Raw genomic sequence first — 22,310 nt, 5'->3', positions numbered from 1 at the left:
CTCCGGCCAGCGGATGGACGATCCACCCGAAGTGAATCAATTATGCATCGTTTGGTGTGCGGCGGCTAGTCGACCGTCAGCGCAGAGCGTCGACCGCGCCGGCGAGCGAGTCGATCCGGACGACGCCGGCGGGCAGCAGCACCGCGTCCCAGCCCGGGCCCCCGACGAACACCCGTGCGCCCGCGTTCACCCCGGCCAGCACGGCCGATGTGAGCGCGGTGGACTCCCGCTGCGACCACAGCAGCAGCGACGTCGGCCCCGCGGACCGGGCCAGGGCACCGCTCAGCGCGACGGTCGGCACATCGGCCCCCAGCATCCGGGCGCCGATCCCCTGCTCGGCGAGCGCCGCGCGCAGCACTTCCACCGGCAGCGAATGGGTTTCACCCCCGGTACAGGCGAGCACGACGGTCCGGTCACCGGCGGGCGCGGCGGGCACCCGCTGCATCACGGCCGCGATCGACCACGACAGCAGGTGCTCGACATCGATGCAGTTCTCCCCGACACCCTGGCGTGCCACGATGTCGGCGAAGGCGGGCCTGCACAGCTCGTCCCAGGTGCGGACCACGCCATAGGTGTGCACGTGCGCCTCGATCAGGGCGACCGCGGTCGCCGAATCCAGCGCGAAGGCCGCGGTCAGCAGGTCGTCGCGGTCACCGGCCCGCACCGCGGGTCCGCGCGCGGCGGCCGCCGCACCGGCCGGGCTCGCGCCGTCGCGGATCAGCGCGACCATGCGTTCCAGCAGCAAAATGTCGGCTTCGGTGTAGAGGCGATGCCTGCCCGGACGGTCCTGCGCGGGACCGATGGCGTAGCGGCGATTCCAGCTGCGCAGGGTCGCCGTCGGAATACCGAGTCGATCGGCCACCGCGCGCACCGTGTATCCGGCCGCGTCGGAGACAGGGGCGGTACCGGCGGGCATCGTTCCATTCTGACCGATGCCCCCGCGCCCCCGCGTCACGGCCGTGCGTCGGCGGGTCGGCGCGGCCACGCGAGGGCCGTGCTTCCCGCGCCCAGCAGGGACCAGACCAGCGGAATCGCGATCGCGGTGCGGCGTTTGGCCGGGTCGACGGCCGCGCCGAGCACCAGCGCGTCGGTGAGGTCGGCGGCGAGGCGGATACCGGCCGTGACCCGGCCGGTCCTGGCGTCCGGCGCCAGCAGCATGGCGGCGCCGGAGATCGCGTCCCGGCATCCGACCATGCGCGCCACCGCCCGGGCGTCCGGCCGTTCGCCGTCGAATCCGCACGGCCGCAGCAGGATCTCGGGCCGGGCGGCCACGGTGACGCCGTATCCGGCCGTCGCCAGGCCCAGCAGTCGGAACGGCCACTGTCGCTTCATGGGAATCCTCTCGTCCGGTGCATCAATTATGCATCGTTGAGTGGTAGCCTGTCAGTATCACCGACCCGAGGAGTTCTCGTGCGCATCGCCCGTTCCTCCGTTCCGCTCCGTCTGTCGCTGGCCGCCTGCGCGGCCGCGGCCGGCGCCGCCCTGTTCCCGGCCGCCGCCTCCGCGGCGCCGCCCGCGCCGGTGCCGTCGCTCGAACTCGCCCGCTATCTCGGCGTCTGGCACCAGCTCGCCGCCGTCCCCGCCCCGTTCAGCCTCAACTGCGCCGGTGACACCACCGCCACCTACACCCTCGACCCGGCGGGCGACGTCGGCGTGTACAACCGCTGCCGCACCTGGTCCGGTGGCACCGACGAGATCCGCGGCACCGCCACGGTGACCGATCCCGTCACCAACGCGCAGCTGCACGTCTCCTTCCCGAGCGTGCCCGGCCAGGATCAGCGCACCGGCGCCCCGAACTACATCGTCACCGCGCTGGGCCCGGACTACTCCTGGGCGGTCGTCACCGACCCCAGCCGCCTGTCCGGCTTCGTCCTGTCCCGCACCCCCGCCGTCGACGCCGCCACCTGGACCGACATCGACGCCGCCATCGTCGCCGCCGGCCAGAACACCTGCGTCTACCTGACCACTCCCACCGCGGGCGGGCGCTCCGACATGATCCCGCTGTGCGCCCGATGACCACCGCGATCGCCCTGTTCACCCGGGACCTGCGGATCGCCGACAACCCGGTCCTCACGGCCGCGCACCACGACGCCGACGCCGTGGTCCCGCTGTTCGTCGTCGACGAACGCATCGTCCCCGACCACTGCCCGCCCAATCGCGCGGTCTTCCTCGCCGCCGCCCTGGCCGAACTCGACGAGCGGCTGCGCGGCATCCGCGCCCGCCTGGTGGTGCGCCACGGCGACCTGGCCGACCAGGTCGCCCGCGTCGTCGACGAAACCGGCGCCCACGCCGTGCATCTCGCCGACGACGTCAGCGCCTTCGCCGCCCGCCGCGCAGCCGCCCTGCGCGACCGCCTCGCCGACACCGGCTGCGCCGTGCGTACCCACAGCGCCGTCGTCACCGCCGCCGACCCCGCCGTCCTCACCCCGGCGACCGGCCGCGATCACTACGCCGTGTTCACCCCGTATTTCCGCCGCTGGATCGACGCCCACCAGCGCCGCCCGCTCGGCTCACCGCGCACCCTGTCGGTCCCCGACGTGGCGAGCGATCCGCTGCCCACCGCCGCCGGCCTGTCCTCCGGCGACCCGTCCCCGAACTGCCCGCGGGGCGGCGAGATCAGCGGCCGGGTCCTGCTGCGCAAATGGCTGGCCGGTCCGATCGACGAGTACGCCGCCCGCAACGACGACCTCGCCGCCGACGCCACCTCCCACCTGTCACCCCACCTGCACTTCGGCTGCCTGTCCCCGGTCGAGATCGTGCACCGGACCGACCTGTCCACCGAGGGCGGTCACGCCTTCGCCCGTCAGCTGGCCTGGCGCGACTTCCATCACCAGCTCCTGTCGGCCCGCCCCGACACCGCCTGGACCAGCTACCGTCCCGGCCCCTTCGCCGTCCGCGACGACCCCGACGCCGTCGCGGCCTGGAAGGAAGGCCGCACCGGCTACCCCCTCATCGACGCCGCCATGCGCCAGCTCGTCACCGACGGCTGGCTCCCCGGCCGCGCCCGCCTGATCACCGCCTCCTTCTTCGCCAAATCCCTGCGCCTGGACTGGCGTATCGGTGCCGCCCACTTCCTGCACTGGCTCGTCGACGCCGACGTCGCCAACAACCAGCTCAACTGGCAATGGGCCGCGGGCACCGGCACCGACACCCGCCCCAACCGCACCCTCAACCCCCTCCGCCAAGCCGACCGCTACGACCCCGACGGCACCTACACCCGCCACTGGCTCCCCGAACTGGCCCACCTGGAGGGCCCCACCATCCACCGCCCCTGGCGCACCGACACCCCCCACTCCACCTACCCCCCACCCCTCCTCGACGTCCCGGGGATGTGACCCGTAAGTACCACCGCCACTTGTGACCGCGGGCACTAGCATCTGCTCATATGCCCGCGTTCGTTTTCAGTCTGCGCTATGAAGATTCGGCCAACTGGGCCATCTGCAAGTCCTCCGGCCTGATCGGCGTCAGGTCCAGCCCGTCTGCCATTCGCAGCGCCGCACAGGTGCGCGACGGCGACACCATCTTCGTCTGGCGAGGCGGTGGTCAGCGTCCGGGTTCGGGTCTGCTCGCCATGATCACAGCGACGGACCGGGCTCGACCGGCAGTGAACGCACCGTGGCCCGACCCCGAGATCTACACCTACGTTGTTCCGTTCGCCTTGAACCGTGAACTGCGCAAAGCCATCCCGGATCGGTTCCCCGACAATCGACGAGGGGTTCGGTTCGGCATCCAGAACACCGACCTCCAGAAGGGTTTGCGCCCGTTGTCGCCCGACTCGGTCGCCAAGCTCGCCGCGTGCTTCGGCGGAGCGACGACACGAGGCCCACGCTGACCTGCGACAAGGTCGCACGAGCCGCCGATGTCGGTGTGCCTTGCTACTTTTCGCTCGTTCGAAAGACGCACGAGCTCAGCGAGGATCCATGACGACCGCCGAAACCACCTACCTGGAACTGTCCGACGACACCGGTTCCTCGCACAAGTTCTACGAGGTGATCGTCACCGGTACCCAGGTGAACATCCGCTACGGCCGGATCGGTGAGCAGGGCCAGTCCAAGGCCAGCGCGTTCGCCACCGCCGACAAGGCGAAGGCGGCCGCGCAGAAGAAGATCGGCGAGAAGGTTCGCAAGGGCTACGCACCCGCGGTGATGGGCGCCCGGGAGCGTCGCTCGGTGACCCGCCGCGTCATCACCAGCCAGCGCTCCACCGCCAAGAGCGCCCCGGTGCTGTGGCGTTTCGATTCCGGCGCCGCCGCGTTCGGCATCTTCGTCGACGACCAGCGCTGCTGGGTCGGCAACGAGAGCGGCGAGGTCTACACCCTCACCCCCGGCGGCGAGGTGACCAACCGCTACCAGCTGCCGGACGGCGTGAAATGCCTGGTGGCCGACGACTTCTGGATCTACGCCGGCTGCGACGACGGCCGCGTCTACGACCTGTCCGGCAAGGTACCGCGCGCCGCCTACGACGTCTCGGCCACCGACGTCTACTGGCTCGACATCCACGACGGCATCCTCGCCGCCTCCGACGCCGCGGGCGGCCTGACCGTCATCGACCACGAGGAGGAATCCCTGTGGTCGGCGCGCAGCACGGGCAACTCCGGCTGGATGGTCCGCCTCGACTCCACCGGCGTCTACCACGGCCACAGCGCCGGCGTCACCAAGTACACCCTGGAAACCGGTGCCACCCAATGGCATTCGCCGACTCGCGGCTCGGTCCTGTTCGGCTGGCAGGAAACCTCCGACGTCTACGCGGGCACCGCCGCCAACCGTGTCGAGGAGATCACCAAGCAGGGCACCACCACCCGCGCCTACCAGTGCGACGCCGCCGTCTTCTCCTGCGCCGCCTCCCCCGACGGCCGCTACGTCTTCGCCGGCGACTCGCACTCTTCGGTCTACTGCTTCGACGCCACTGGCGCCCGCCTGTGGAAACTGGCCACCGGCTGCGGCTCGGCCTACTCCATGCAGTACCACGACGAGAAGCTCTACCTCGTCACCACCTCCGGCGCCCTGGCCTGCCTCGACGTGAGCGAAGCCGCCATCCGCGACGCCGACCAGGGCGTGCTCCCCAGCACCGTCTCGGTCAAAGCACCCGAGATCTCCGCCGTCGCCGTCTCCAGCACCGTCGAGGTCACCACCGACGCGGGCAACGGCATCGTCGTCGAATGCGTCGAACACGGCGGCTCCCTGCGCGTCCACGTCGTCTCCCCCGGCTACGACCGCTCCTGGAACGTCCAATTCCCCCGCGACATCCGCCAGCCGGGCACCCGCTACGTCGTCGACGCCGTCACCGAATCCGCCCGCGGCGGCTTCTACCGAGTCCGCGGCGACATCCGCCGCCTCAACTGACTTCGCCGCCGGAACCCGCGTCCTGCCCACGCGGGTTCCGGCGAGAATAATCATCGACCGTGGCGGACCAGGAATCTCGAACTAGCCGACGAGTCGTCCTGCCCTGGGGCGAGCTGGAAATATTCGCACCGGGCTTCTCAGTTCCAGCGCTTCTGCAACACACTGCCGCCGCGCTCAGCCTTATGGACGAACGATTTCTTTCGGCCCTCCTCACCTTTCACCAACATCCGCCTGCACCCGTCACCGCCGTATGGCCAGCCAACCGGTCACTGCCCGCGTTCACCGAATCGGCAGATCTGACCCTCGACGAGATGACAGGCGTGGTGCTCGGCGAAGTCCACACGCTGACCTGCCACGTCTGTGGCGTCCGACTCCGCGCGGTCTATCCCGACGCGGGTGTCCCCTTCTTCGGCAACAACCTGTCGGCACACCGCCTGATCAACGAATGCCCCACCTGCGGAACCGGCTTCTCTCGGTCGCGCATTCAGGCTCTGGCGGTAATCCCCTCTCCGTGACAAGTCACCAATCTCAGACCCGTTTCGCTCCAGCACTCAACACCAATATCCGCGTCTTTCAAATCCCGCGGATCGGTGAATCGATGGGTCAGAATGTGCGGATGCGCACATTTGCCAGAGTGTTGCACGTGGCTGTCGCGAGTGCTGTCGTCGTCGCGGTCGGTCACGGTGTCGCGAATGCGGGCCCGACCGGCAGTTCCGACGGGATCTGGCCCGCTGCCGGTCCCGCCGGACTGCAAGCGGTCGGCGCGGCGTTGGCCGACGGGATCACCGGCACGGTGGTCTGGTCCAAGCAGGCCCACACCCCGGTCCCGATCGCCAGCATCACCAAGGTGATGACCGCGGTCGTCGTCATCGACAGCAACGACCTGGAACGCCCGGTCACCGTTCCCGCCGAAGCCGTGGGCTACTGCGCCGAACACAACGGCAGCACCGCGGGCCTGGTCCCCGGCGAGGTCCTCACCGCCCGCCAGCTCCTCTACGGCCTGCTCCTGCCCTCGGGGTGCGACGCCGCCTACGCCCTCGCCGAATCCTTCGGCCCCGGCCAGGCCGGCTTCATCGCCAGGATGAACGACACCGCCCGCGCGATGGGCATGGGCGGCGCCCAGTTCACCGACCCCAGCGGCCTGCCCAACCCCACCGACGACTCCACCCACGCCACCCCCACCGACCTGGTCACCCTCGGCGCACGCGCCATGTGGCGCATCCCCTTCCGCGAGATCGTCGCCGCCCACTCCCACCACATCGCCGCGGGCCCCGCCAACCGCGAACACCATTGGGAGACCACCAACCGCCTGCTGCGCGAATACCCCGGCACCATCGGCATCAAGACCGGCAACACCAACGCCGCGGGCCACTGCCTCCTCTTCGCCACCGTCCGAGCCGGCATCCCGTTGATCGGCGTGGTCCTGCACAGCTCCCCCCACAGCAGCATCGCCGCCAAGGAAGACGCCGAACGCCTCCTCAACTGGGCCTACGACCCCATCCTCGGCCTACTCCCCATCGGCTGACCCCCGCGCCACGGTCGGCGGATAGAGATACACGCCGACCGTGGCCGAGAGCGGCTCGAAGGCCGACCGGATCAGCGGTTCGACAGCGGGCCAATCGAGACCGCCATACCCACATCCCAACGCAGGCACAGCGATCGACCGAATGCCGAGCTCCCGAACCGTCGACACCAGCTCACTCAGCCCCGCCTCGATATCGGCCACCGTGCTGCGCGAACGCCAATGGCGCTTCGTCGGAAAATTCACCACGAACCGCGGACCGTCGCGCCACACGAACATCGATCCGACGACCACCTCGCCCCGCTGACACGCCGCCGCGTGCTCCCGAAACATCTCGGGATATGCACGGCGAAACGCCAAGGCGAGCCCTTTGCCCATCACCCCGACGGTATTCACCGGATTGACCAGCGCGTCGACCTCTGCCCGAAGCAGATCGCCGCACACCTCCCGAACCCCCGTATCAACCATGCCAAACCAGTACCACCACGGTCCGACATCCGCCCACCAGCACTGAGTCCGCACGCCGCGATCGACGTGGCAGAACGGCGTGCCGGTAGTGGTGGGGCCCGCTCGTCAGGCGCACTGCACGGCCATGAACAAAGCACGGCTGTCACCATTTCGTCCAGTTGGGCCTTGGTAAAGTCGGCAGCCTCGCTGTCGAAAGGTGTTGTTGTGGAAGTCGATCCAGCCAGTTTGCGTGCTGCGGCAGTGGAGCTGACCAAACAATCCAATCAAGTGGATGAGTGGACCAAGCTAGGTGGGGCGAATGTCGCGACTCAGTTGACAGGTCTTTCCGCCGCCGCCCTGTTCACCGAGGCCGACACGGCGAGTCGCCAGGCCAAGACGGTTTTGCAGTCCAGAATCAAGCAGCTGGGCAACCTTTTGAACATCTCTGCCGCCGCTTACACCGACACCGACACCGACACGGCCGAACGCCTGGCGAAATTCGCCGACATGAACGCGGCCGACGCCCCAGCGAGAAGCTACTGATGAGCCCCGACCTTGTCCTGCCCACTCGGGATCAGGTCCTGTCCTGGGACCTCGCGTCGTTGAAAACCGTCGCGGAAAACGCCGGGAAGATCGGCGACTCGATCGTTCAATCATCGAACTACGTCTTCAAGACGATTCACGACGACCTCACATGGTCCGGCGACGCGAAGAACTCGGCTGAGGATCGCGCCGTCCGTGAACAACGCGACATGCGCGAGGTCGCCACCGCCTACTACAACCTCGAGGATGCCTCGACCAAGCTCCACCAGGCGATCGAATACTCGGTCGATCAGATCAAACAGATCGTTCGGCTGCGCGAAGTAGAGCCCGTGGTCATCGGCAACGACCAGGCGTGGACCGTGCACAACATGGACGACGCGAACGAAGCCGAACAGCTCAGCAGCAGCCTCGTCGGCTTCGCGACCACCATCGCGGAATCGGACGCTCTGTGGAAGACGAAGATTCAGGAGGCCATCGACGCAATCCTGCTGGTGGCTCCCCTCACCAACGCGGCGGGCGGCAGCAACCAGCCGCTGTCGCCGGAGCGGCAAGCTGCCGTCGACTATGCGAACCAGTGGGCGCTCGGCCGCAACCCTGACTACACCGACTACGGTGAAGCCGATTGCACCAACTTCGTCTCTCAGGCGTTGCGAGCCGCCGGCTTCGACGACGAAGGCGACGGCGGCGTGCCGCGTATGCACCGCGGTGACGACGGACGCTGGTACTACGACGACGACACCCTGGTATCCGACCCATCCCATACCTGGAGTGGCGCCCCGAACCTCTATGACTATCTGACCAGGGAAGACCCGAAGGACGGGACGCCCAGCGGCACCGACGTCCAGACTGGAACGATCGCGTCGACGACCGCGGACGCGGATCCGCTGGCACTCAGCAAGGCCGGCCTCAAGCCAGGCGATATCGTGCAGTACGAGCTGAGCGACGGCCGAAACGGTAACTCCGGCACCATCAATCACACCGCGATCTACGTCGGTCAGAAGGCGGTAACCCTGCCGAACGGCCAGACCGTCATGGCCGACGTGGTGAACTACCACTCCAAGGACAACAAAGAGGTTCCGTGGACACTTCAGCAGGGTGGCGAGAGTTCGTTCCCCGTGAAGTACCACATGATCCGGGTCAACTATCCAGGAGATCAGCAGTGACGCTGTCGACACGCAACACACTGGCAGCCGTCGCAGCCGTACTGGGTATCGGCCTGTCCGCCTTGGCGATCGACGCCTGGTACTCGGTGACCTACGGTTCGTGGACGTGGATGTTCACACCCCCACCACGGATCGACGACACGAAGTATTCCCGCATCGATTCGGCGCCGGAAGGCAGCGCCGAGTACGAACGGCTCACGACGCTCCATGGCGGGTCGGAACCGGCCGACCGCCGGTGGCCCCTACCGTTCGCGATCGAACGCTCCGTTCGGGGATGTGACCAGACGCCGTGGCTCCTGTATGTCCACGACTACACCGGAACGGTACACCTCTACGGATTGAACTCCGGCTGCGCCTGATCCCGGGCGGCCGCCATGCCGGTGGGCATGACCGGGGAGTCGGCTCGGCCTGCGCAGCCAACGCGCTGACCATGACGACAGCCCCGGTCCACCATCCGTCAGAAACTCTTGTGTGGCACCCCCACCGTCAACCCACCATCCACCACGAACTCCGCCCCCGTCGAATACGACGACTCATCCGAAGCCAGATACGCCACCAACGCCGACACCTCGTCCGGCTCGGCCGCCCGCTTCACCGGAATCTGCAGGAAGTCCGGCGGAATCCCCTCGGTCATCGGCGTGCTGATCAGCCCGGGATGCACCGAGTTCACCCGGATCCCCTGCGCCGCCAGTTCCAAGGCGGCCGACTTGGTGAGCCCGCGCACCGCGAATTTGGTTGCGGTGTAACCGTGCAACCCCGGGCTGCCGCGCATCCCCTCGACCGAGGAGATGTTCACGATCGACCCGCCGCCGGTCATGGCCGGCACCGCGGCCTGCATCCCGAGGAAGGTCCCGGTCAGATTGATGTCGATGATCCGCTGCCATTCGTCGAGCGCGAAGTCGACCAGCAGATTCCCGTTGACGATGCCCGCGTTGTTCACCAGCACGTGCAGCCCGCCGAAGGTCTCCACCGCGGCGGCGACCACGGCCGCCCACTGCTCGGGCTCGCGCACATCGAGGTGCCGGTAGATCGCGGAATCCCCGAGTTCCTTGGCGACGACGGCGCCTTCGGCGTCGAGCACATCGCCCAGAACCACCGACGCGCCTTCGGCGACGAACCGGCGCGCGTGCGCGGCGCCCATCCCGCGCGCTCCGCCGCTGATCACCGCGACCTTGCCGGCCAACCGTCCCATGTCCACATACCTCCTCGCGAGAACTGAGCCACCCTCACCGTAGGAGGGTGGCTCGATTCGCGTGGGGATATGCCTAGATGAAACACCGCCGGGCGGTGTCAGCAGGTAAGGTTCGCGGCACCGTAGGACGAGAACGACACGTGCACGTGGTCGTAGTGGTTCTGGGTCGGGCTGCCCCGGTCCTCCATGTACGACCAGCCGCTGCCGTCGTTGTAGCGCTGCTGCCAGATCACATAGGTGACACCGAACCGCGCCTTGTTGGCCAGGATGAACGCGGCCATCGCGTCACCCTGCGCGGGGTTCTGCGTCATGAGGTCGAGCGCGAGGCCCGCGCCGTGGTCGCCGTCGTAGCGCCCGTGCGCGCCGCCGATGTCGGAGAGCCCGAACATCTTCTGGATCATGTGACTGACCTGCGCGACGTGCGGCTGCGTGCCCTTCCACTCGGTCGAGCACAGGTACTTCAGCTTCTCCGCCGACAGCGACGCCATCTCGTCGTCGGCCGCCACGGGCGCGGGCGCGATGGTCGGCTCGTCGTGGGTCAACGCGGGCAGCGGGTCGATCTCGATGGCCGCGGGCGTGACCGGCTGCACGGACGCGACCTGCTGCACCTCGGTCGCGCCGGGCCGCAAGGCCATCCACAGCATTCCGGGAACAGTCGCCGCGAGGCTGCAGACAGTCAGCGACATGCGCCCCGAAGGGGGCGCGGGAGTGCGATGTTGACCAGGCACGATATCAATCACCAGCTACTGTCGAGAACAAGTCTCTGACACATTACGAAATGGTCGCGAAAATGTCACGCTCGTGCGGCGGGTCGCGACACGATCGGACCAGTATCCCTTACCGACCGAGATCTCGCGGCCCTTACGTTGCCGCGGAGTAGGCTCATTTTCGTTCGCGCCGGTGCGACGACCTGGAGGTCGGCAATGGACGTGCTGCTCGGAATCGGAACTCGCAAAGGGTTGTTCCTGGCCCGGAGCTCGGACGGCCGCGCGAGCTGGACCGTCAGCCCACCCCAGTTCCCGGTGGCCGACGTGAAAGCCCTGGCCATCGACACTCGCCGGGCCACCCCGCGCCTGCTCGCCGGCGTCCTGAACAGCCACTTCGGCCCGACCATGGTGGCCAGCGACGATCTGGGGCAGACCTGGACCGAACCCGACGACGCCCCGCTGTCCTTCCCCGACGACACCGACGCCGCGCTCCAGGGTGTCTGGCAGATCGCCCCGGCGACCGCGGCCGAACCCGATGTCGTCTACGCGGGCGTCGAACCGTCGGCGCTGTTCCGTTCCACCGACGGCGGTAGATCTTTCACGCTGGTCAGAGGGCTGTGGGAGCATCCGCACCGCCCGCAGTGGGAGCCGGGCGGCGGTGGCCTGGCGCTGCACACCGTCCTGCCGCACCCCACCGACAACCAGCGACTCGCGGTCGCCATGTCGACCGGCGGCGTCTATCAGACCGCCGACGGCGGCGCGTCCTGGCAGCCGACCAACAAGGGCGTGACCGCCGATTTCCTACCAGGCGAACTGCCCGAATGGGGCCAGTGCGTGCACAAGGTCGCCCGCGACGCCGACACCCCGAGCACCCTCTACCTGCAGAATCACGGCGGCGTCTTCCGCAGCACCGACGACGGCACGACCTGGCAGTCCATCGACGCGGCCCTGCCGCCGTCGAATTTCGGCTTCCCGATCGTCGCCCACCCGCGGCGCTCCGGCGTCGTCTACACCTTCCCGCTGGTCGCCGACATGGACCGTTTCCGCTTCCCACCCGACGCCACCTGCGCCGTCTACCGCAGCGAAGACGCAGGTCAGACCTGGTCGGCGAGCACGGAAGGTCTTCCGCGGGTGCCGTTCTGGGCCGCCGTCATGCGCGACGCGATGTGCGCCGACGACGCCGACCCCACCGGCATCTACTTCGGCACCCGCAACGGCGAGGTCTACTGCAGCCCCGACGAGGGCGACCACTGGCACCTCGTCGCCGACAAACTCCCCGACGTCCTGTGCGTCCGCGCCGCCGTCGTCGGCTGACCCATGGCCCGCGTCCTGCTCCCCTCCGCCCTGCGCCCCTACGCCGACGGCGCCCACGAACTCGACATCGAGGGCCCGACCCTGCGCGACGTCCTCGACACCCTCCGCACCCGATCCCCCGCCCTCGAACGCCGCCTCCGCGACGAACGCGGCACCCTCCGCCGCTACGTCAATTTCTACATAGACGGCGACGAATGCCGCACTTTGGACGGCGTCGACACGCCACTGTCCGCGACCACCGAGCTGATGATCATCCCCGCCGTCGCCGGCGGATGAACCGACCAGTCCGTGACGTGCCCGACGGGCATCGTCCCGGTCTCGTCGTCACAGCCCGTACTTGCGCACGAACTCCTCGGTGAGATCGACCGCGGGAACCCCCAGATCCGCCGCCCTGGTCTCGACCGTCGTCTCTTCGATGAACGCCTCGGGTTCCGGCGGAAGCTCCCGCCACTTCGCCCGCGGATCACCGTCATACTGCTCGGACATCGCCGCTCCCCTCGTTCACTTCCAGAGTATCCGGCAAGCGACCATCCGGCGATCAGCGCCGAAACCACAGACCGAATACGCTGTTCCGGGCCGCACCACCCGCGGCCGAACGAACAGACGAGGGGGACAGTTTCGTGGGGGACAGCACGTCGGCCGACCGAACACGCACCACACTCGACGATCCGCCCACCTCCCTACCGACACTGGAACGCCCCCTCGGCCAGCTCTCCCGCCTTCGCGCAGTCGCCGCCGCCGTCGGCACGGGCCTGCTGGCGGGCGGCGTGATCCTGGCGCTCGTCAGCCGTTTCGGCACCACCGCGGTCTCGGTCCGCGAATCCTTGGCCCAGCCGACCCAGTTCGCGATGGTCGCGGCGGTTCTCGGCGGCCTGACCCTGCTCATCACCCTCGCCGCCTGGCTCGCCGGCCGCCGCCGCACCGTCGACCTGTGGACCCGCCAGCACGACTGGGAACAGTTCGCCACCGCGGCCATCGTGCTCATGATCGTGATCCTGGCCGGAATGACTTGGCGCGAACACCTGCCGAGCAGCTACGACACCCTCCGCGCCACCCTGCCCTACTTCACCCAACTGCCCACCGCGGCCGCCGCGACGATCCTGGTCGGCATCGGCGCGATCCTCGTCCTGCCCCTCACGATTCACATGGGCGTGTCCCGCACGATCGGCCGAGGTGCGGTCGCGGTGGCGACCACCGCCGGCCTGGTCATCGCCGCCACCGTCGGCGCCCTCGCGATCCACGCCGGCGACGACAACGCCAATATCGACCACCGCACAGCCGATTCGACCACACCGCCCGCCCTCCCCGCCCGCGTGACCGCCGAGGCCTACCGACTCGAACTCCCACCGCTCAACAACAGACCCGAAGCGACCGGCCGCCAAGTCCTCCCGGCGGGCACCGGCTTCATCGTCGCGGGCGTCGACGGCCTGCGCGCCTACGACGGCGCGACCGGCGAACCACGCTGGCACTACCTACGCCGCCCGCAATCGGGAAAGCGCGTGTTCGCTCTCGAACGCGGAACGACCATCGTCACGTCCGACCGCTCCGTGGTGACGACTCGCTGGGAGGGTCCCGGCGACCAGTCACACCGCATCACCTTCGACGCCGTCACCGGCCACATTTTGTGGACATCCGACGACGACAACGACTTCACCGTCGACGAAAAGGATCGGCCCGGCCGGCTCTTCGACACCCCCGCGGCCGACGATCTGATCGTCGAAACCACCAGGCGCATCGAGGCATACGACGCTCGAACCGCCGTCCGTCGATGGTCGACATCCCGTTCGGATTCCGGCTGCAAATCCACGGACACACCCATCCAGGTCACCGCAGCTGCGATTTACCACCTGCTGAAATGCGGCTCGACCTGGCGCATCACCGCATTGAGCGCCCGCACCGGCGACGTTGTCGGCAGCCGCGACCTCCCCGCCGACAGCCAACCCGACCTCGACCTGCTGTCGAACACCCTCATGGCGAGTTGGGGCGATCCAGGTGCGGCGTACCTCCTCGCGAACGCACCGGACCAGCTCGCCAGCGCTCCTATCCGATCCGGCACCCGGCCCTCTGCCGCGGATCCCGACGGCCCGGCGGTCCTGGTCAGACAACCGAACTCGGCGCCCGCCGGCGAACACACCGCTGCCCTGACGAGCATCCACGACACCGCGAGCACACCGGTTCCAGAACTGACCGCGTGGAGCCGCGACTCCCTGCTCTTCCTCACCGATCAGATCATCAACCTGAACTTCGACGAATCCCCGGGTCTGTCGCTCTGGGACCGCCGAAACCTGAGCAGCCCCAGCACAACTTCTTTCGCCAGCTCGTGCCGCCCCAAACAGACTGTCCCGCGACTGCTCCCGATCTCCTCCGCGGTACTGATGGTCTGCCAGAACAACGAGGCGATCGGCGACGCCACCCTCGACATCATCGGCTTCCGCTAGCGGCCCAGCCGCACCACCGGTCGGCGACGAGCCGTAAATCGTCCACCGCGCACCCAACCGAAGAAGCGCCGGCGCTCCCCCACCGCTATCGTGTAATCGCCACTGCCACAACACTATCGAAGGAGCTCTTTCGGTGCCGGACCGCCTCGACCAGCTGACCGCGACCCTCGGAGCCCCTCCGCCGGCGGAGTTCGCGACCCTCGACCCCACCGACCTCACCCGCCTGAACACCTTCGTGGAATCAGCCCTGGCCGCCCGCAAGGCCGCGATGGACGACGCCCTCGGCGAGGGCATGCACCTCATCCCGCGCATGGCGCGCCCGGCCGTCCGAAAGGTTCTGGGACTATGACCAGTGTCCGCCACACCATCGCAGAAATCGCGAAACTGGCCAGGGTCCTCGACATAGAGCCCACCGAGCTGGACTTCCTGAAGACCCAGACCCCCACTGCCATCAAGGCTTTCCGCGACCAGGTCAGCGACGAGATGTCCGGCCGCGACGTCCTGCGCATGCAACGCGTCGCCGCCGCCGTGAAACTGGTCCCCAAGCCCATCGCCGCCCTGGTCGCCGAGAAAGCCCTCGGCCCCGCCCTGGCCGCCGCGGTCGCCGGCGCCGTCGAGCCCGCCCGCGCCGTCGGCATCGCCGAGAACCTGTCCCCCAAGTTCCTCGCCGACGCGACGGTTCTCCTCGACCCCAAACGCGCCGCCGAGGTCATCGCCCGCGTCCCCGACACCATGGCCGCCGAGGTCGCCAAGGAACTGATCGACCGCGGCGACTACCTGACCATGGGCCGCCTCGCCGGCGCCATGCCCGACTCCATCCTCTTCGCCGCCCTCCCCCAGGCCGCCGACAGCGACATCCTCCAGGTCGGCCTCCACCTCGAGGACAGCTCCCAGGCCGAACGCCTGCTCAACATGGTCACCGACCGCGTCCCCGGCATGGTCACCGCCATGTACGCCGAGGAGAAATGGGCCGACGCCATCTCCCTCCTCGACCTCATCGGCCCCGAGGAACGCGCCCGCATGGCCGACATCGTCGCCGAACAAGATGACGAGATCCTCGACGGCCTCCTCACCGCCGTCAACCAACTCGACGCCTGGGACGCTCTCCTCCCCGTCGCCGCGGGCATGGCCATCACCGGCCTCCAACGCCTGGCCCAACGCCCCGTCATGCACGACCCGGCCACCCTCACCCGAGTCTCCGACATCTCCCTCACCCAGAACCTCTGGCTCGACCTCCTCCCCCTGGTCCCCCACCTCGACCCCACCCAGCAACGCTGCATCGCCGAACGAGTCCTAGCCGAACCCGACGACTCCCTCCGCGCCCTCATCATCCTGGCCAGCCCCGAAGCCCCCACCATGCTCCCCCTGGCCCTCCTCGTCGAAGGCGCCCCCCGAACCCGGGTCCTCACCCTCCTCGACGACATGCCCGAACTCGACACCCTCGTCGACCTCCTGGACCCCACCCACCACACCGCCTGGCAAACCATCACCTCGATCACCGAAGAACTCCCCACCCGAGCCCGCAAACTCCTCACGGCCAGGGCCCACACCTGCGGCTTGGACGACACCGCGTCAACGTTGTCCAAGGAGGCCTAGCGCTGAAGGTTGACGCCGGCCGAAATGGTCGGTGTCAACTCAGGCACGGCGTCCCAGCAATCTCTCACACGACTGTTTCAGGGCCAACCCGTGTTCAGCCGGGTCACCGTAGCCATCCTCCCAGTCGACTCGAAGCACCTCGAAATCAGTTGCCAACGCGGAAAGCTCAGGCATCGGAGCATCTGCGATGTGAGCCAACTGGTGCAGATACTCTCCAATCACCGCGCAGTGTTCGTACGGGTCCCCGTCGCCGACCAGTACCCTTCTCGCAGATGCCTCGGTTCGGCGCACGATCACTTCGACTCGGCGCTGCTCCCAGCTGACATCCGCACGGTCATCGAGCCCCAGCTGCGCGAGCGCGATCCGAAACAGATCAGGCGCCCCTCCACTGTCCGCCCGATGAAGGCACGCGAGCTCGACCAGTGCAGCACAGTCCAGTCCTCGCGCCAACGCATCCGCCGCCACCATCGTCAATTCCTCGGAGCCGAGCTCACCCACAGCGAACCGGTCCGCGACATCGACGAGATGTTCCATCGGTCCATCGTAGGTACACGCAACCCATCACCACCGGGCCCGACACCTGACCGACTTCCAACGAGACCAGCTCCACGCTGTGGCACCATTGCCGCCGTGCCGGAGACCGCGATCATCACTCTCACGGCGTGGGCCGATACCCCGACGAATCGCTCGTCCGGTTCACGGCGGCGCCCAGCACATCACCCCCTCCTCACACCACCTCACCGACCGACAACCGCGAGCAGTGGTGCGAGCCCGCGGAAGCCCAATGGGATGAACGTCTCGGCCTCACCGTCGACTTCGATTCGACCCCCACGGAACTGACCATCCGCTACACCGCGACGAATCACCGCCCAAGCCCGATCTACGCGATAAACCGCGTCAAGCAAGATGCGAACTCGGCGCCACCACGCGAACGGCATTTCGTCGCACCACGTTCCGACGGCGTCATCGAGATGAGCCAGCGCCAGTTCCGCTACCGATCGCCGAACTGCATCGTGCCCCGCTCGATGCCGCTCCCCCACCCGTATCGAACCGGGATCCACCCTCAGCGACACCATCCATGTGCAGCTACCCCTTCGGGTGCAACACCCGGAGGGCCCATCCGCATCCGAACACCTACCGCCCCTGACTGGGCCCCGTACTCGCTGTCGTTGTGTCTGGGCTTCGCGTCATCCACTGATCCGACCCCGCTCGAAGTGGACGGAGAAAACCCTGTACGGCGGATTGCTCACCGGTCCCGAAACTCGCGTGCAGCACGCCGATCGACGTGCGTCGAGTGGGCGCGTCACGACCGAACACCAGTTCCCAGGCGGCCGCGAATCGTTACGCCCCACCGCCCAACACACGCCGGAACATACAGATCACGGAGGAAAGGATCGGCCTCGATCCGCGCAACCGTCTCCGCATCAGGCGGATACGGCCGCGCCCGCACCACCCACTCCCGCCACAACTCCGGAATACACACCTGGATCTCGTCGAATTCCCATGTCTTCCGCCCGGACCAATCCATCCGCTCCGGCTGATCCTGAAACCCGGTCGCATAGCCCAGATAGTCGTTCCACACGGCATACGAGGTCGCCATCGCCACCTCAGCGGGCACATCGAGCTTCAACAGCCATCGCCCATGCGCCCACTCATGATCACCGAGCAACATGCTCGCCGATTGCCGAACGGCTCCACGCCGCCACCCGCGACCGGGCCAGCACCACACCGGCGGCGCCCCGCCACAGTCGATCCCCCGCCGCCCCATCTCCGCCACCATGTCGGCATACGCACCGCGCCAATTGCCGACAACCAGATCCCAGTCGGCACGGTAGACACCGGAGTGACGCACTGTCGCCACCACCTCCGGAGCCTGCAACGTCCAAAGCCTCACCCACCCGACCTTAGCGAGGTGCCGCGCAACCCCCGAGCCCCGGAGCATCAGCAAGCCGCCGACGCTGCACACCTGGGGCCACTATTCGACGCCCGTCGCTACGGACTTTGAATTATGCTGGGACACAACGGGTTAGCGTCGGCAACGAACGCACCGACCAGGGTTCGAGGGGGAAACCATGGCCAACATCCGACGTGAACGCCGCCTGCGAGCAGCCGAACAGACACTCGCCGAACAAGCCGACCTGAGTTCACCGGAACGCCGCGTTCTCACAGGCATTCTCGCGACCGAGAACTGGCACCTGCTGACCCGCCGGGGACCCCGACGGACCGGCCACCCGACTGCCTTCGCGATCGGTCCCACCGGCGTATTCGCTCTCGTGTTCGCCGCCGCCACTCCGGATACCGCCGAATTCGGAGACCTGCGCAAGCACGCCGAGGAACCACTCGTGCGGCTCGCCACCGCCGGCTTCCGATTCGTCCCGCACATGGTCGAGATCGTCGTCGTGTTCCCCGGCCGCATTCGCGCCGAATCCGACGGCCGCGTCCACCTCGTCGACGAAGCCGGCTTGCTCGACACGCTGATCCGCCGGGAACGCCGATTCAAGCCCGCCCGTGCGGCCCAACTCGCAGCCTCGCACGTCGACAAATTCACCCGCCTGCACCTCGACCTCCCCACCACCGACGAGCCCACCGATCTCGCAGGCCTTTTCACCGAAACCGACCTCAATGACGCCGAACGCGAGGCGGTTCTCGCCCGCCCGATCAGCGATTGGATGACCTTCCTCGACCCTGCCCAGCTCACGCTGGTGCAGACCACCTTCACCGGTCCAGCTCGGATCAGCGGGCCTGCAGGCACCGGAAAGTCCGTCGTGGCGTTGCACCGCATGGCCCACTGGGCCAAACGCAACCAGGGCCGACTGCTGTTCACCACCTTCGTGAAGACGCTGCCCACCTTTCATGAACGCGGCTTCGCCCGCTTGGCACCTAGGGCGGCGGATCGCGCGGTCTTCACCGGTCTGCACGCCTGGACCGTCAATTTTCTCGGCAAGCGAGAGGTGCCGTTCAATCTCGACGAGAAGGCTGTCGACGCCGCGCTCGCCGACGCCTGGCGCGGCGTTCGCGACACCTTGGACAAAGTCAAAGACACCGACTTCGGCTATTGGCACGACGAGATAGACCGTGTCATCAAAGGCCGCGGCCTACCGAACGTCGAAGCGTACAAGCAGGTACGGCGCCGAGGCCGAGAGGGAATAAGCCTCCACGGAAAGCGCCGGGAATTCGTCTGGGAACACTGGTACGAGCCCTACCAACACGGCCTCGTGACCCGCGGCGCCCACGACTACAACGACCTCATCTCGCTCGCCGTCGAAGAACTCCGTGCGCGCCCACTCACCGAACGCGAGAGTTTCGACCTGGTGGTCGTCGACGAAGTCCAGGACTTCACCCTCTGCCAACTCCAGCTCGTCTACGAAATTGCCGGCGCCAGAACGAACTCTCTGCTCCTACTGGTCGGTGACGGCCAGCAGGAGGTCTACGCCGGCGGCTGCACACTCTCCGAGGCCGGTATTCCATTGGTCGGCGGCCGCGGCCGCGTGCTGCGCACCAACTACCGCAACCGAGCCGCGGTTCTCGACTACGCCCGACGCATCGAAGCCTCCGACACCGTCGACGACCTCGACGGCGGCACCGGCGTCGTGCTGCGCGACAGCGATGCCACCCTCCCCGACGGCAAAGTCGTCGAGGAGCACCTCACCCGGTACCAAGCCGAGTCAGCCCTGCCCAGGGCAATCCAGGCTGCGAATCTGACCAACGCGGACATCGCCGTGATCGTCCCGTACCGCAGCCACATCAGCCGCTACCTGACCATCCTCCGCCGAGCCGGCTTCCCCGCCATCCCCCTGGAACACTACGACGGCACCCAAACCACCGACATCAAAGTCGGCACCATCCACCGCGCCAAAGGCATGGACTTCACCGCCGTCTTCCTCCTCACCAAACAACCCCCGACCAACCTCGCCGACCTCACCCCCGCCGCCCGCGACCAGGCCGAACTCCAAGCCCGCCAGCACCTGGTAGCCGCCAGCCGCGCCCGCGACCATCTCTGGGTGGGGTTGCTCACCGATTGATCAGCCCGGGTCCGACCTCGGGCGTCCCACCGACCTTTGCCGCGCGTCCGACACGAAAACCCTCGGGGCACCGCGACCACTCACCGCGAAACGAGCGGCCCGATCAGCGCCTTGGGATCCACGCCCACGGGTAGGTCGCTGACCTGCCCGTCGCCGACTTCGATCACCCGCCAGCTGCCATCCGCCCGCCGAGCGACATCTGTGGTGACGAACCGGCACCCGAGAGCCGACACCGCAGGTGCGACCATCGACAGATCAGGTTCGGGACACACGGCAGGCTCATCGGGATGCGGTCCGACCAGCACGGGTTCACCGTCGAGCCACCAAACCCTGGCCTCCGCCGCCCGACCACCCGCGGCATCGGAGAAATCCTCGAACTCGCGCAGCACGACCCCACCGGCCAGATACTCGCCCTGCAACTCGACGAACCGCGCGACAATGCGCCGCAGCGCGCCCACGTCACGCAGATCGGGTACGTAACAGGCGGTATCCCACTCGTCCTTGCGGGACTTCACGTAGTCCTTGACGATCCCCGCGCCCACACCGAGCGATCCGGCCAGTCCCGCCACCACCGACTCGCTGGGCACCGCCCTCGGTTTCGTCTCCATCCACCGAGACCGCGGCGTCAATTCAGCGAAGGCCTCGTACCACCCCGGCAGCTCGTGGGCCTTGGCATAGCACTCCGGTGAAACCGCAAGCACACAATCTCGCGCCGAAAGCGCCTGTGCGAGATCATGATAGCGATCCACCGGGATCATCCAACCGCGATACCACATCGGCCCGGCCGCCCGCGGCACCCTCCGCACCGCCGCGGCCGGATCACCCGCCATCAGCGCATCGTGATCCAGCAAAGCGACCGTCCCGCCGGCAGCGCGCACGGCTTCGGCCTGCGCGAAGAAGTGGTCGTCGACCCGACGGGGATTCAGTGGGTCAGAGCAGAACAGCAATGTCGCGGGCACCGTCGAATTCTAGTGCCCTGACCAATAGCAGGAGCCGGACGACAACGGCCGCTCAGCTCGCCACAATCAAGCGTTCGACGTACCCGCCAAATCCCGTTTCGCCGCCGGCCGAGCACTGAACGGACACTGCCAATCCACCGGCTTGGGCCGCCCGGAATACCGACGCGCCTCCGACAATGTCTCGTACTCCATCAGATTCGGATTGATATCCCCCTGCAACGAGATGTCCTGCTTCCGGATCTTGTCCGCCAGCCGATCCCACATCCCATCGGCCTTGATCCGCGCGAACTGCTCATGCGAATTGAACGCCAACATCGGAAACGGCGGCCGCCGCCCGAACCGCCGATGCGTCTCGTGCAGCCCGATCACGAAGAACGGATGCCCCGCCACGCTGTACTTGAACTCACTGGCCTGCGGATCCGACGAACACCCCTCCGCCCACTCGAACCGCTCCACATCGGCCTCGTGCAAAAGCTGCAAATGCTCCCACAACAACTCTTCGAACCGCAGCTCATCCACCCCACGCGGCTGCTCGAACGTCGCAATGAAACTGGTGAACTTCCGCGACCCCCAGTCCGCCCCACCGACGAAATCCGCCAGATCTGCCGCCATCCTCCGCGCCGACTCATGACCACCCATCACCTCATAGTGGCGATGGCTGATCCCGCCCTGACGCCAGGCGGAGCGACCCGCCAGACAGGCGAACCGATCTCCGAGAAGAAACCGCTCCACCTCAGCCCGCGCATCCGTCGTCAACCCCGGCGATCCTTTCCAACTACATCTCAACACTGAGCGGGTGTGCACCGATCGAATCGACGAATGCAGCACCTCGCCCACACTGCGGGGCTGATCCTGTCAGCCGCCCAGCTCGCGCGCGAATCGATAGAAACGACATCGATTACCATCTGCGCCGCTCGAGGGCATGGTCAGCCCCGCTTACGTGCTGTGAATCACGTCCGGGACGTGCTCCTGCGGCCACTGCGGGGTAGCGAGTCGCCGACCCACCGACTCCGGAACTCTCCGAGCGATGCGTTTCCCAGCCTCCTGGGCCCGGCCGCTCCGCGG

General features: G+C 67.7%; 25 protein-coding genes. 15 read left to right on the top strand and 10 right to left on the bottom strand.

The window, feature by feature from the left end; genetic code table 11:
* Positions 1-76: 76 nt before the first annotated feature.
* Both EL493_RS13420 and EL493_RS13415 read right to left on the bottom strand, forming a co-directional pair.
* Complete coding sequence (locus tag EL493_RS13420) at positions 77-916, bottom strand: MerR family transcriptional regulator (RefSeq protein WP_019046084.1); 840 nt, start codon at positions 914-916, stop codon at positions 77-79.
* Positions 917-951: 35 nt separating this feature from the next.
* Positions 952-1,332, bottom strand: coding sequence for a hypothetical protein (locus EL493_RS13415; RefSeq protein ID WP_019046085.1), 381 nt, complete (start codon positions 1,330-1,332; stop codon positions 952-954).
* Positions 1,333-1,410: 78 nt separating this feature from the next.
* Here EL493_RS13415 and EL493_RS13410 point away from each other — a divergent pair, with 78 nt between their 5' ends.
* From EL493_RS13410 to EL493_RS13385, 6 genes are all read left to right on the top strand, one after another.
* Positions 1,411-2,016, top strand: a complete 606-nt coding sequence (locus EL493_RS13410; protein ID WP_019046086.1) for a lipocalin family protein — start codon at positions 1,411-1,413, stop codon at positions 2,014-2,016.
* Positions 2,013-3,335, top strand: coding sequence for a cryptochrome/photolyase family protein (locus EL493_RS13405; RefSeq protein ID WP_022565424.1), 1,323 nt, complete (start codon positions 2,013-2,015; stop codon positions 3,333-3,335). The genes EL493_RS13410 and EL493_RS13405 overlap by 4 nt, the downstream gene beginning before the upstream one ends.
* Before the next feature lie 50 nt (positions 3,336-3,385).
* Positions 3,386-3,832, top strand: coding sequence for a hypothetical protein (locus EL493_RS13400; RefSeq protein ID WP_019046088.1), 447 nt, complete (start codon positions 3,386-3,388; stop codon positions 3,830-3,832).
* Positions 3,833-3,920: 88 nt separating this feature from the next.
* The gene (locus EL493_RS13395; RefSeq protein ID WP_019046089.1) at positions 3,921-5,342 is read left to right on the top strand and encodes a WGR domain-containing protein; all 1,422 of its coding nucleotides are present in this window, start codon (positions 3,921-3,923) and stop codon (positions 5,340-5,342) included.
* Between the two features lie 59 nt (positions 5,343-5,401).
* Entirely contained in the window at positions 5,402-5,857 is a 456-nt protein-coding gene (locus tag EL493_RS13390) for a hypothetical protein (protein ID WP_126405697.1), read from the top strand.
* A gap of 128 nt (positions 5,858-5,985) precedes the next feature.
* The gene (locus EL493_RS13385) at positions 5,986-6,867 is read left to right on the top strand and encodes a D-alanyl-D-alanine carboxypeptidase family protein (RefSeq protein WP_198041167.1); all 882 of its coding nucleotides are present in this window, start codon (positions 5,986-5,988) and stop codon (positions 6,865-6,867) included.
* On the opposite strand, the gene EL493_RS13380 is transcribed toward EL493_RS13385, so the two are convergent.
* The gene (locus EL493_RS13380) at positions 6,850-7,332 is read right to left on the bottom strand and encodes a macro domain-containing protein (protein ID WP_019046092.1); all 483 of its coding nucleotides are present in this window, start codon (positions 7,330-7,332) and stop codon (positions 6,850-6,852) included. The genes EL493_RS13385 and EL493_RS13380 overlap by 18 nt on opposite strands.
* Before the next feature lie 204 nt (positions 7,333-7,536).
* Between EL493_RS13380 and EL493_RS13375 the strand changes: the two genes are divergently transcribed.
* Genes EL493_RS13375 through EL493_RS13365 form a run of 3 tightly spaced genes read left to right on the top strand, consistent with a single transcriptional unit; the run spans position 7,537 to position 9,376 of the window.
* Positions 7,537-7,854 carry a type VII secretion target gene (locus EL493_RS13375; RefSeq protein WP_126405695.1) on the top strand — a complete coding sequence of 106 codons (318 nt, stop codon included), beginning with the start codon at positions 7,537-7,539 and terminating at the stop codon, positions 7,852-7,854.
* Positions 7,854-9,017 (top strand): amidase domain-containing protein, encoded by a 1,164-nt coding sequence (locus EL493_RS13370; RefSeq protein WP_019046094.1) that lies wholly within the window; start codon positions 7,854-7,856, stop codon positions 9,015-9,017. The genes EL493_RS13375 and EL493_RS13370 overlap by 1 nt, the downstream gene beginning before the upstream one ends.
* Complete coding sequence (locus EL493_RS13365) at positions 9,014-9,376, top strand: hypothetical protein (protein WP_019046095.1); 363 nt, start codon at positions 9,014-9,016, stop codon at positions 9,374-9,376. The genes EL493_RS13370 and EL493_RS13365 overlap by 4 nt, the downstream gene beginning before the upstream one ends.
* Before the next feature lie 98 nt (positions 9,377-9,474).
* Here EL493_RS13365 and EL493_RS13360 read toward each other — a convergent pair whose 3' ends face one another.
* Positions 9,475-10,209: a glucose 1-dehydrogenase gene (locus tag EL493_RS13360; RefSeq protein ID WP_030203985.1), complete on the bottom strand. Its 735-nt coding sequence runs from the start codon at positions 10,207-10,209 to the stop codon at positions 9,475-9,477.
* A gap of 98 nt (positions 10,210-10,307) precedes the next feature.
* Positions 10,308-10,853: a hypothetical protein gene (locus tag EL493_RS13355; protein WP_019046097.1), complete on the bottom strand. Its 546-nt coding sequence runs from the start codon at positions 10,851-10,853 to the stop codon at positions 10,308-10,310.
* Between the two features lie 279 nt (positions 10,854-11,132).
* On the opposite strand from EL493_RS13355, the gene EL493_RS13350 reads away from it, so the two are divergent.
* Both EL493_RS13350 and EL493_RS13345 read left to right on the top strand, forming a co-directional pair.
* On the top strand, positions 11,133-12,230 hold the full coding sequence (locus EL493_RS13350) for a WD40/YVTN/BNR-like repeat-containing protein (RefSeq protein WP_019046098.1): 1,098 nt from the start codon (positions 11,133-11,135) through the stop codon (positions 12,228-12,230).
* Between the two features lie 3 nt (positions 12,231-12,233).
* Positions 12,234-12,506, top strand: a complete 273-nt coding sequence (locus EL493_RS13345) for a MoaD/ThiS family protein (protein WP_019046099.1) — start codon at positions 12,234-12,236, stop codon at positions 12,504-12,506.
* A 48-nt stretch (positions 12,507-12,554) separates the two neighbouring features.
* Here EL493_RS13345 and EL493_RS32305 read toward each other — a convergent pair whose 3' ends face one another.
* The gene (locus EL493_RS32305) at positions 12,555-12,716 is read right to left on the bottom strand and encodes a hypothetical protein (protein WP_019046100.1); all 162 of its coding nucleotides are present in this window, start codon (positions 12,714-12,716) and stop codon (positions 12,555-12,557) included.
* A 134-nt stretch (positions 12,717-12,850) separates the two neighbouring features.
* Between EL493_RS32305 and EL493_RS13340 the strand changes: the two genes are divergently transcribed.
* The 3 genes from EL493_RS13340 to EL493_RS32300 all read left to right on the top strand — a co-directional run bounded on the left by EL493_RS13340 (position 12,851) and on the right by EL493_RS32300 (position 16,264).
* Entirely contained in the window at positions 12,851-14,668 is a 1,818-nt protein-coding gene (locus tag EL493_RS13340; protein WP_019046101.1) for an outer membrane protein assembly factor BamB family protein, read from the top strand.
* A gap of 133 nt (positions 14,669-14,801) precedes the next feature.
* On the top strand, positions 14,802-15,017 hold the full coding sequence (locus EL493_RS13335; protein WP_019046102.1) for a hypothetical protein: 216 nt from the start codon (positions 14,802-14,804) through the stop codon (positions 15,015-15,017).
* Entirely contained in the window at positions 15,014-16,264 is a 1,251-nt protein-coding gene (locus EL493_RS32300; protein WP_019046103.1) for a hypothetical protein, read from the top strand. The genes EL493_RS13335 and EL493_RS32300 overlap by 4 nt, the downstream gene beginning before the upstream one ends.
* Positions 16,265-16,303: 39 nt before the next feature.
* Here the strand turns inward: EL493_RS32300 and EL493_RS13325 are convergent, their stop codons facing one another.
* Entirely contained in the window at positions 16,304-16,798 is a 495-nt protein-coding gene (locus EL493_RS13325; RefSeq protein ID WP_019046104.1) for a hypothetical protein, read from the bottom strand.
* A gap of 769 nt (positions 16,799-17,567) precedes the next feature.
* Complete coding sequence (locus tag EL493_RS13320; protein ID WP_174435965.1) at positions 17,568-18,158, bottom strand: hypothetical protein; 591 nt, start codon at positions 18,156-18,158, stop codon at positions 17,568-17,570.
* 379 nt (positions 18,159-18,537) lie between these two features.
* Here EL493_RS13320 and EL493_RS13315 point away from each other — a divergent pair, with 379 nt between their 5' ends.
* The gene (locus EL493_RS13315) at positions 18,538-20,286 is read left to right on the top strand and encodes a UvrD-helicase domain-containing protein (protein WP_232017286.1); all 1,749 of its coding nucleotides are present in this window, start codon (positions 18,538-18,540) and stop codon (positions 20,284-20,286) included.
* A gap of 80 nt (positions 20,287-20,366) precedes the next feature.
* Here the strand turns inward: EL493_RS13315 and EL493_RS13310 are convergent, their stop codons facing one another.
* Complete coding sequence (locus EL493_RS13310; RefSeq protein WP_022565428.1) at positions 20,367-21,245, bottom strand: ATP-grasp domain-containing protein; 879 nt, start codon at positions 21,243-21,245, stop codon at positions 20,367-20,369.
* A gap of 66 nt (positions 21,246-21,311) precedes the next feature.
* Positions 21,312-22,001, bottom strand: a complete 690-nt coding sequence (gntA, locus tag EL493_RS13305) for a guanitoxin biosynthesis heme-dependent pre-guanitoxin N-hydroxylase GntA (protein ID WP_022565429.1) — start codon at positions 21,999-22,001, stop codon at positions 21,312-21,314.
* Positions 22,002-22,310 lie beyond the last annotated feature (309 nt).

Origin of the sequence: Nocardia asteroides, from assembly GCF_900637185.1 — a bacterium.
GTDB lineage: Bacteria > Actinomycetota > Actinomycetes > Mycobacteriales > Mycobacteriaceae > Nocardia > Nocardia asteroides.
This window is presented reverse-complemented; position numbering and strand designations above follow the sequence as displayed.

Excerpts from the sequence above, each read along its gene's own strand:
- EL493_RS13355 (WP_019046097.1), bottom strand. The coding sequence starts at position 10,853 with ATGCTGTGGATGGCCTTGCGGCCCGGCGCGACCGAGGTGCAGCAGGTC.
- EL493_RS13370 (WP_019046094.1), top strand. The coding sequence starts at position 7,854 with ATGAGCCCCGACCTTGTCCTGCCCACTCGGGATCAGGTCCTGTCCTGG.
- EL493_RS13420 (WP_019046084.1), bottom strand. The coding sequence starts at position 916 with ATGCCCGCCGGTACCGCCCCTGTCTCCGACGCGGCCGGATACACGGTG.
- EL493_RS13360 (WP_030203985.1), bottom strand. The coding sequence starts at position 10,209 with ATGGGACGGTTGGCCGGCAAGGTCGCGGTGATCAGCGGCGGAGCGCGC.
- EL493_RS13325 (WP_019046104.1), bottom strand. The coding sequence starts at position 16,798 with ATGGAACATCTCGTCGATGTCGCGGACCGGTTCGCTGTGGGTGAGCTC.
- EL493_RS13405 (WP_022565424.1), top strand. The coding sequence starts at position 2,013 with ATGACCACCGCGATCGCCCTGTTCACCCGGGACCTGCGGATCGCCGAC.
- EL493_RS13400 (WP_019046088.1), top strand. The coding sequence starts at position 3,386 with ATGCCCGCGTTCGTTTTCAGTCTGCGCTATGAAGATTCGGCCAACTGG.
- EL493_RS32305 (WP_019046100.1), bottom strand. The coding sequence starts at position 12,716 with ATGTCCGAGCAGTATGACGGTGATCCGCGGGCGAAGTGGCGGGAGCTT.
- EL493_RS13395 (WP_019046089.1), top strand. The coding sequence starts at position 3,921 with ATGACGACCGCCGAAACCACCTACCTGGAACTGTCCGACGACACCGGT.
- EL493_RS13345 (WP_019046099.1), top strand. The coding sequence starts at position 12,234 with ATGGCCCGCGTCCTGCTCCCCTCCGCCCTGCGCCCCTACGCCGACGGC.
- EL493_RS13415 (WP_019046085.1), bottom strand. The coding sequence starts at position 1,332 with ATGAAGCGACAGTGGCCGTTCCGACTGCTGGGCCTGGCGACGGCCGGA.
- EL493_RS13380 (WP_019046092.1), bottom strand. The coding sequence starts at position 7,332 with ATGGTTGATACGGGGGTTCGGGAGGTGTGCGGCGATCTGCTTCGGGCA.
- EL493_RS32300 (WP_019046103.1), top strand. The coding sequence starts at position 15,014 with ATGACCAGTGTCCGCCACACCATCGCAGAAATCGCGAAACTGGCCAGG.
- EL493_RS13350 (WP_019046098.1), top strand. The coding sequence starts at position 11,133 with ATGGACGTGCTGCTCGGAATCGGAACTCGCAAAGGGTTGTTCCTGGCC.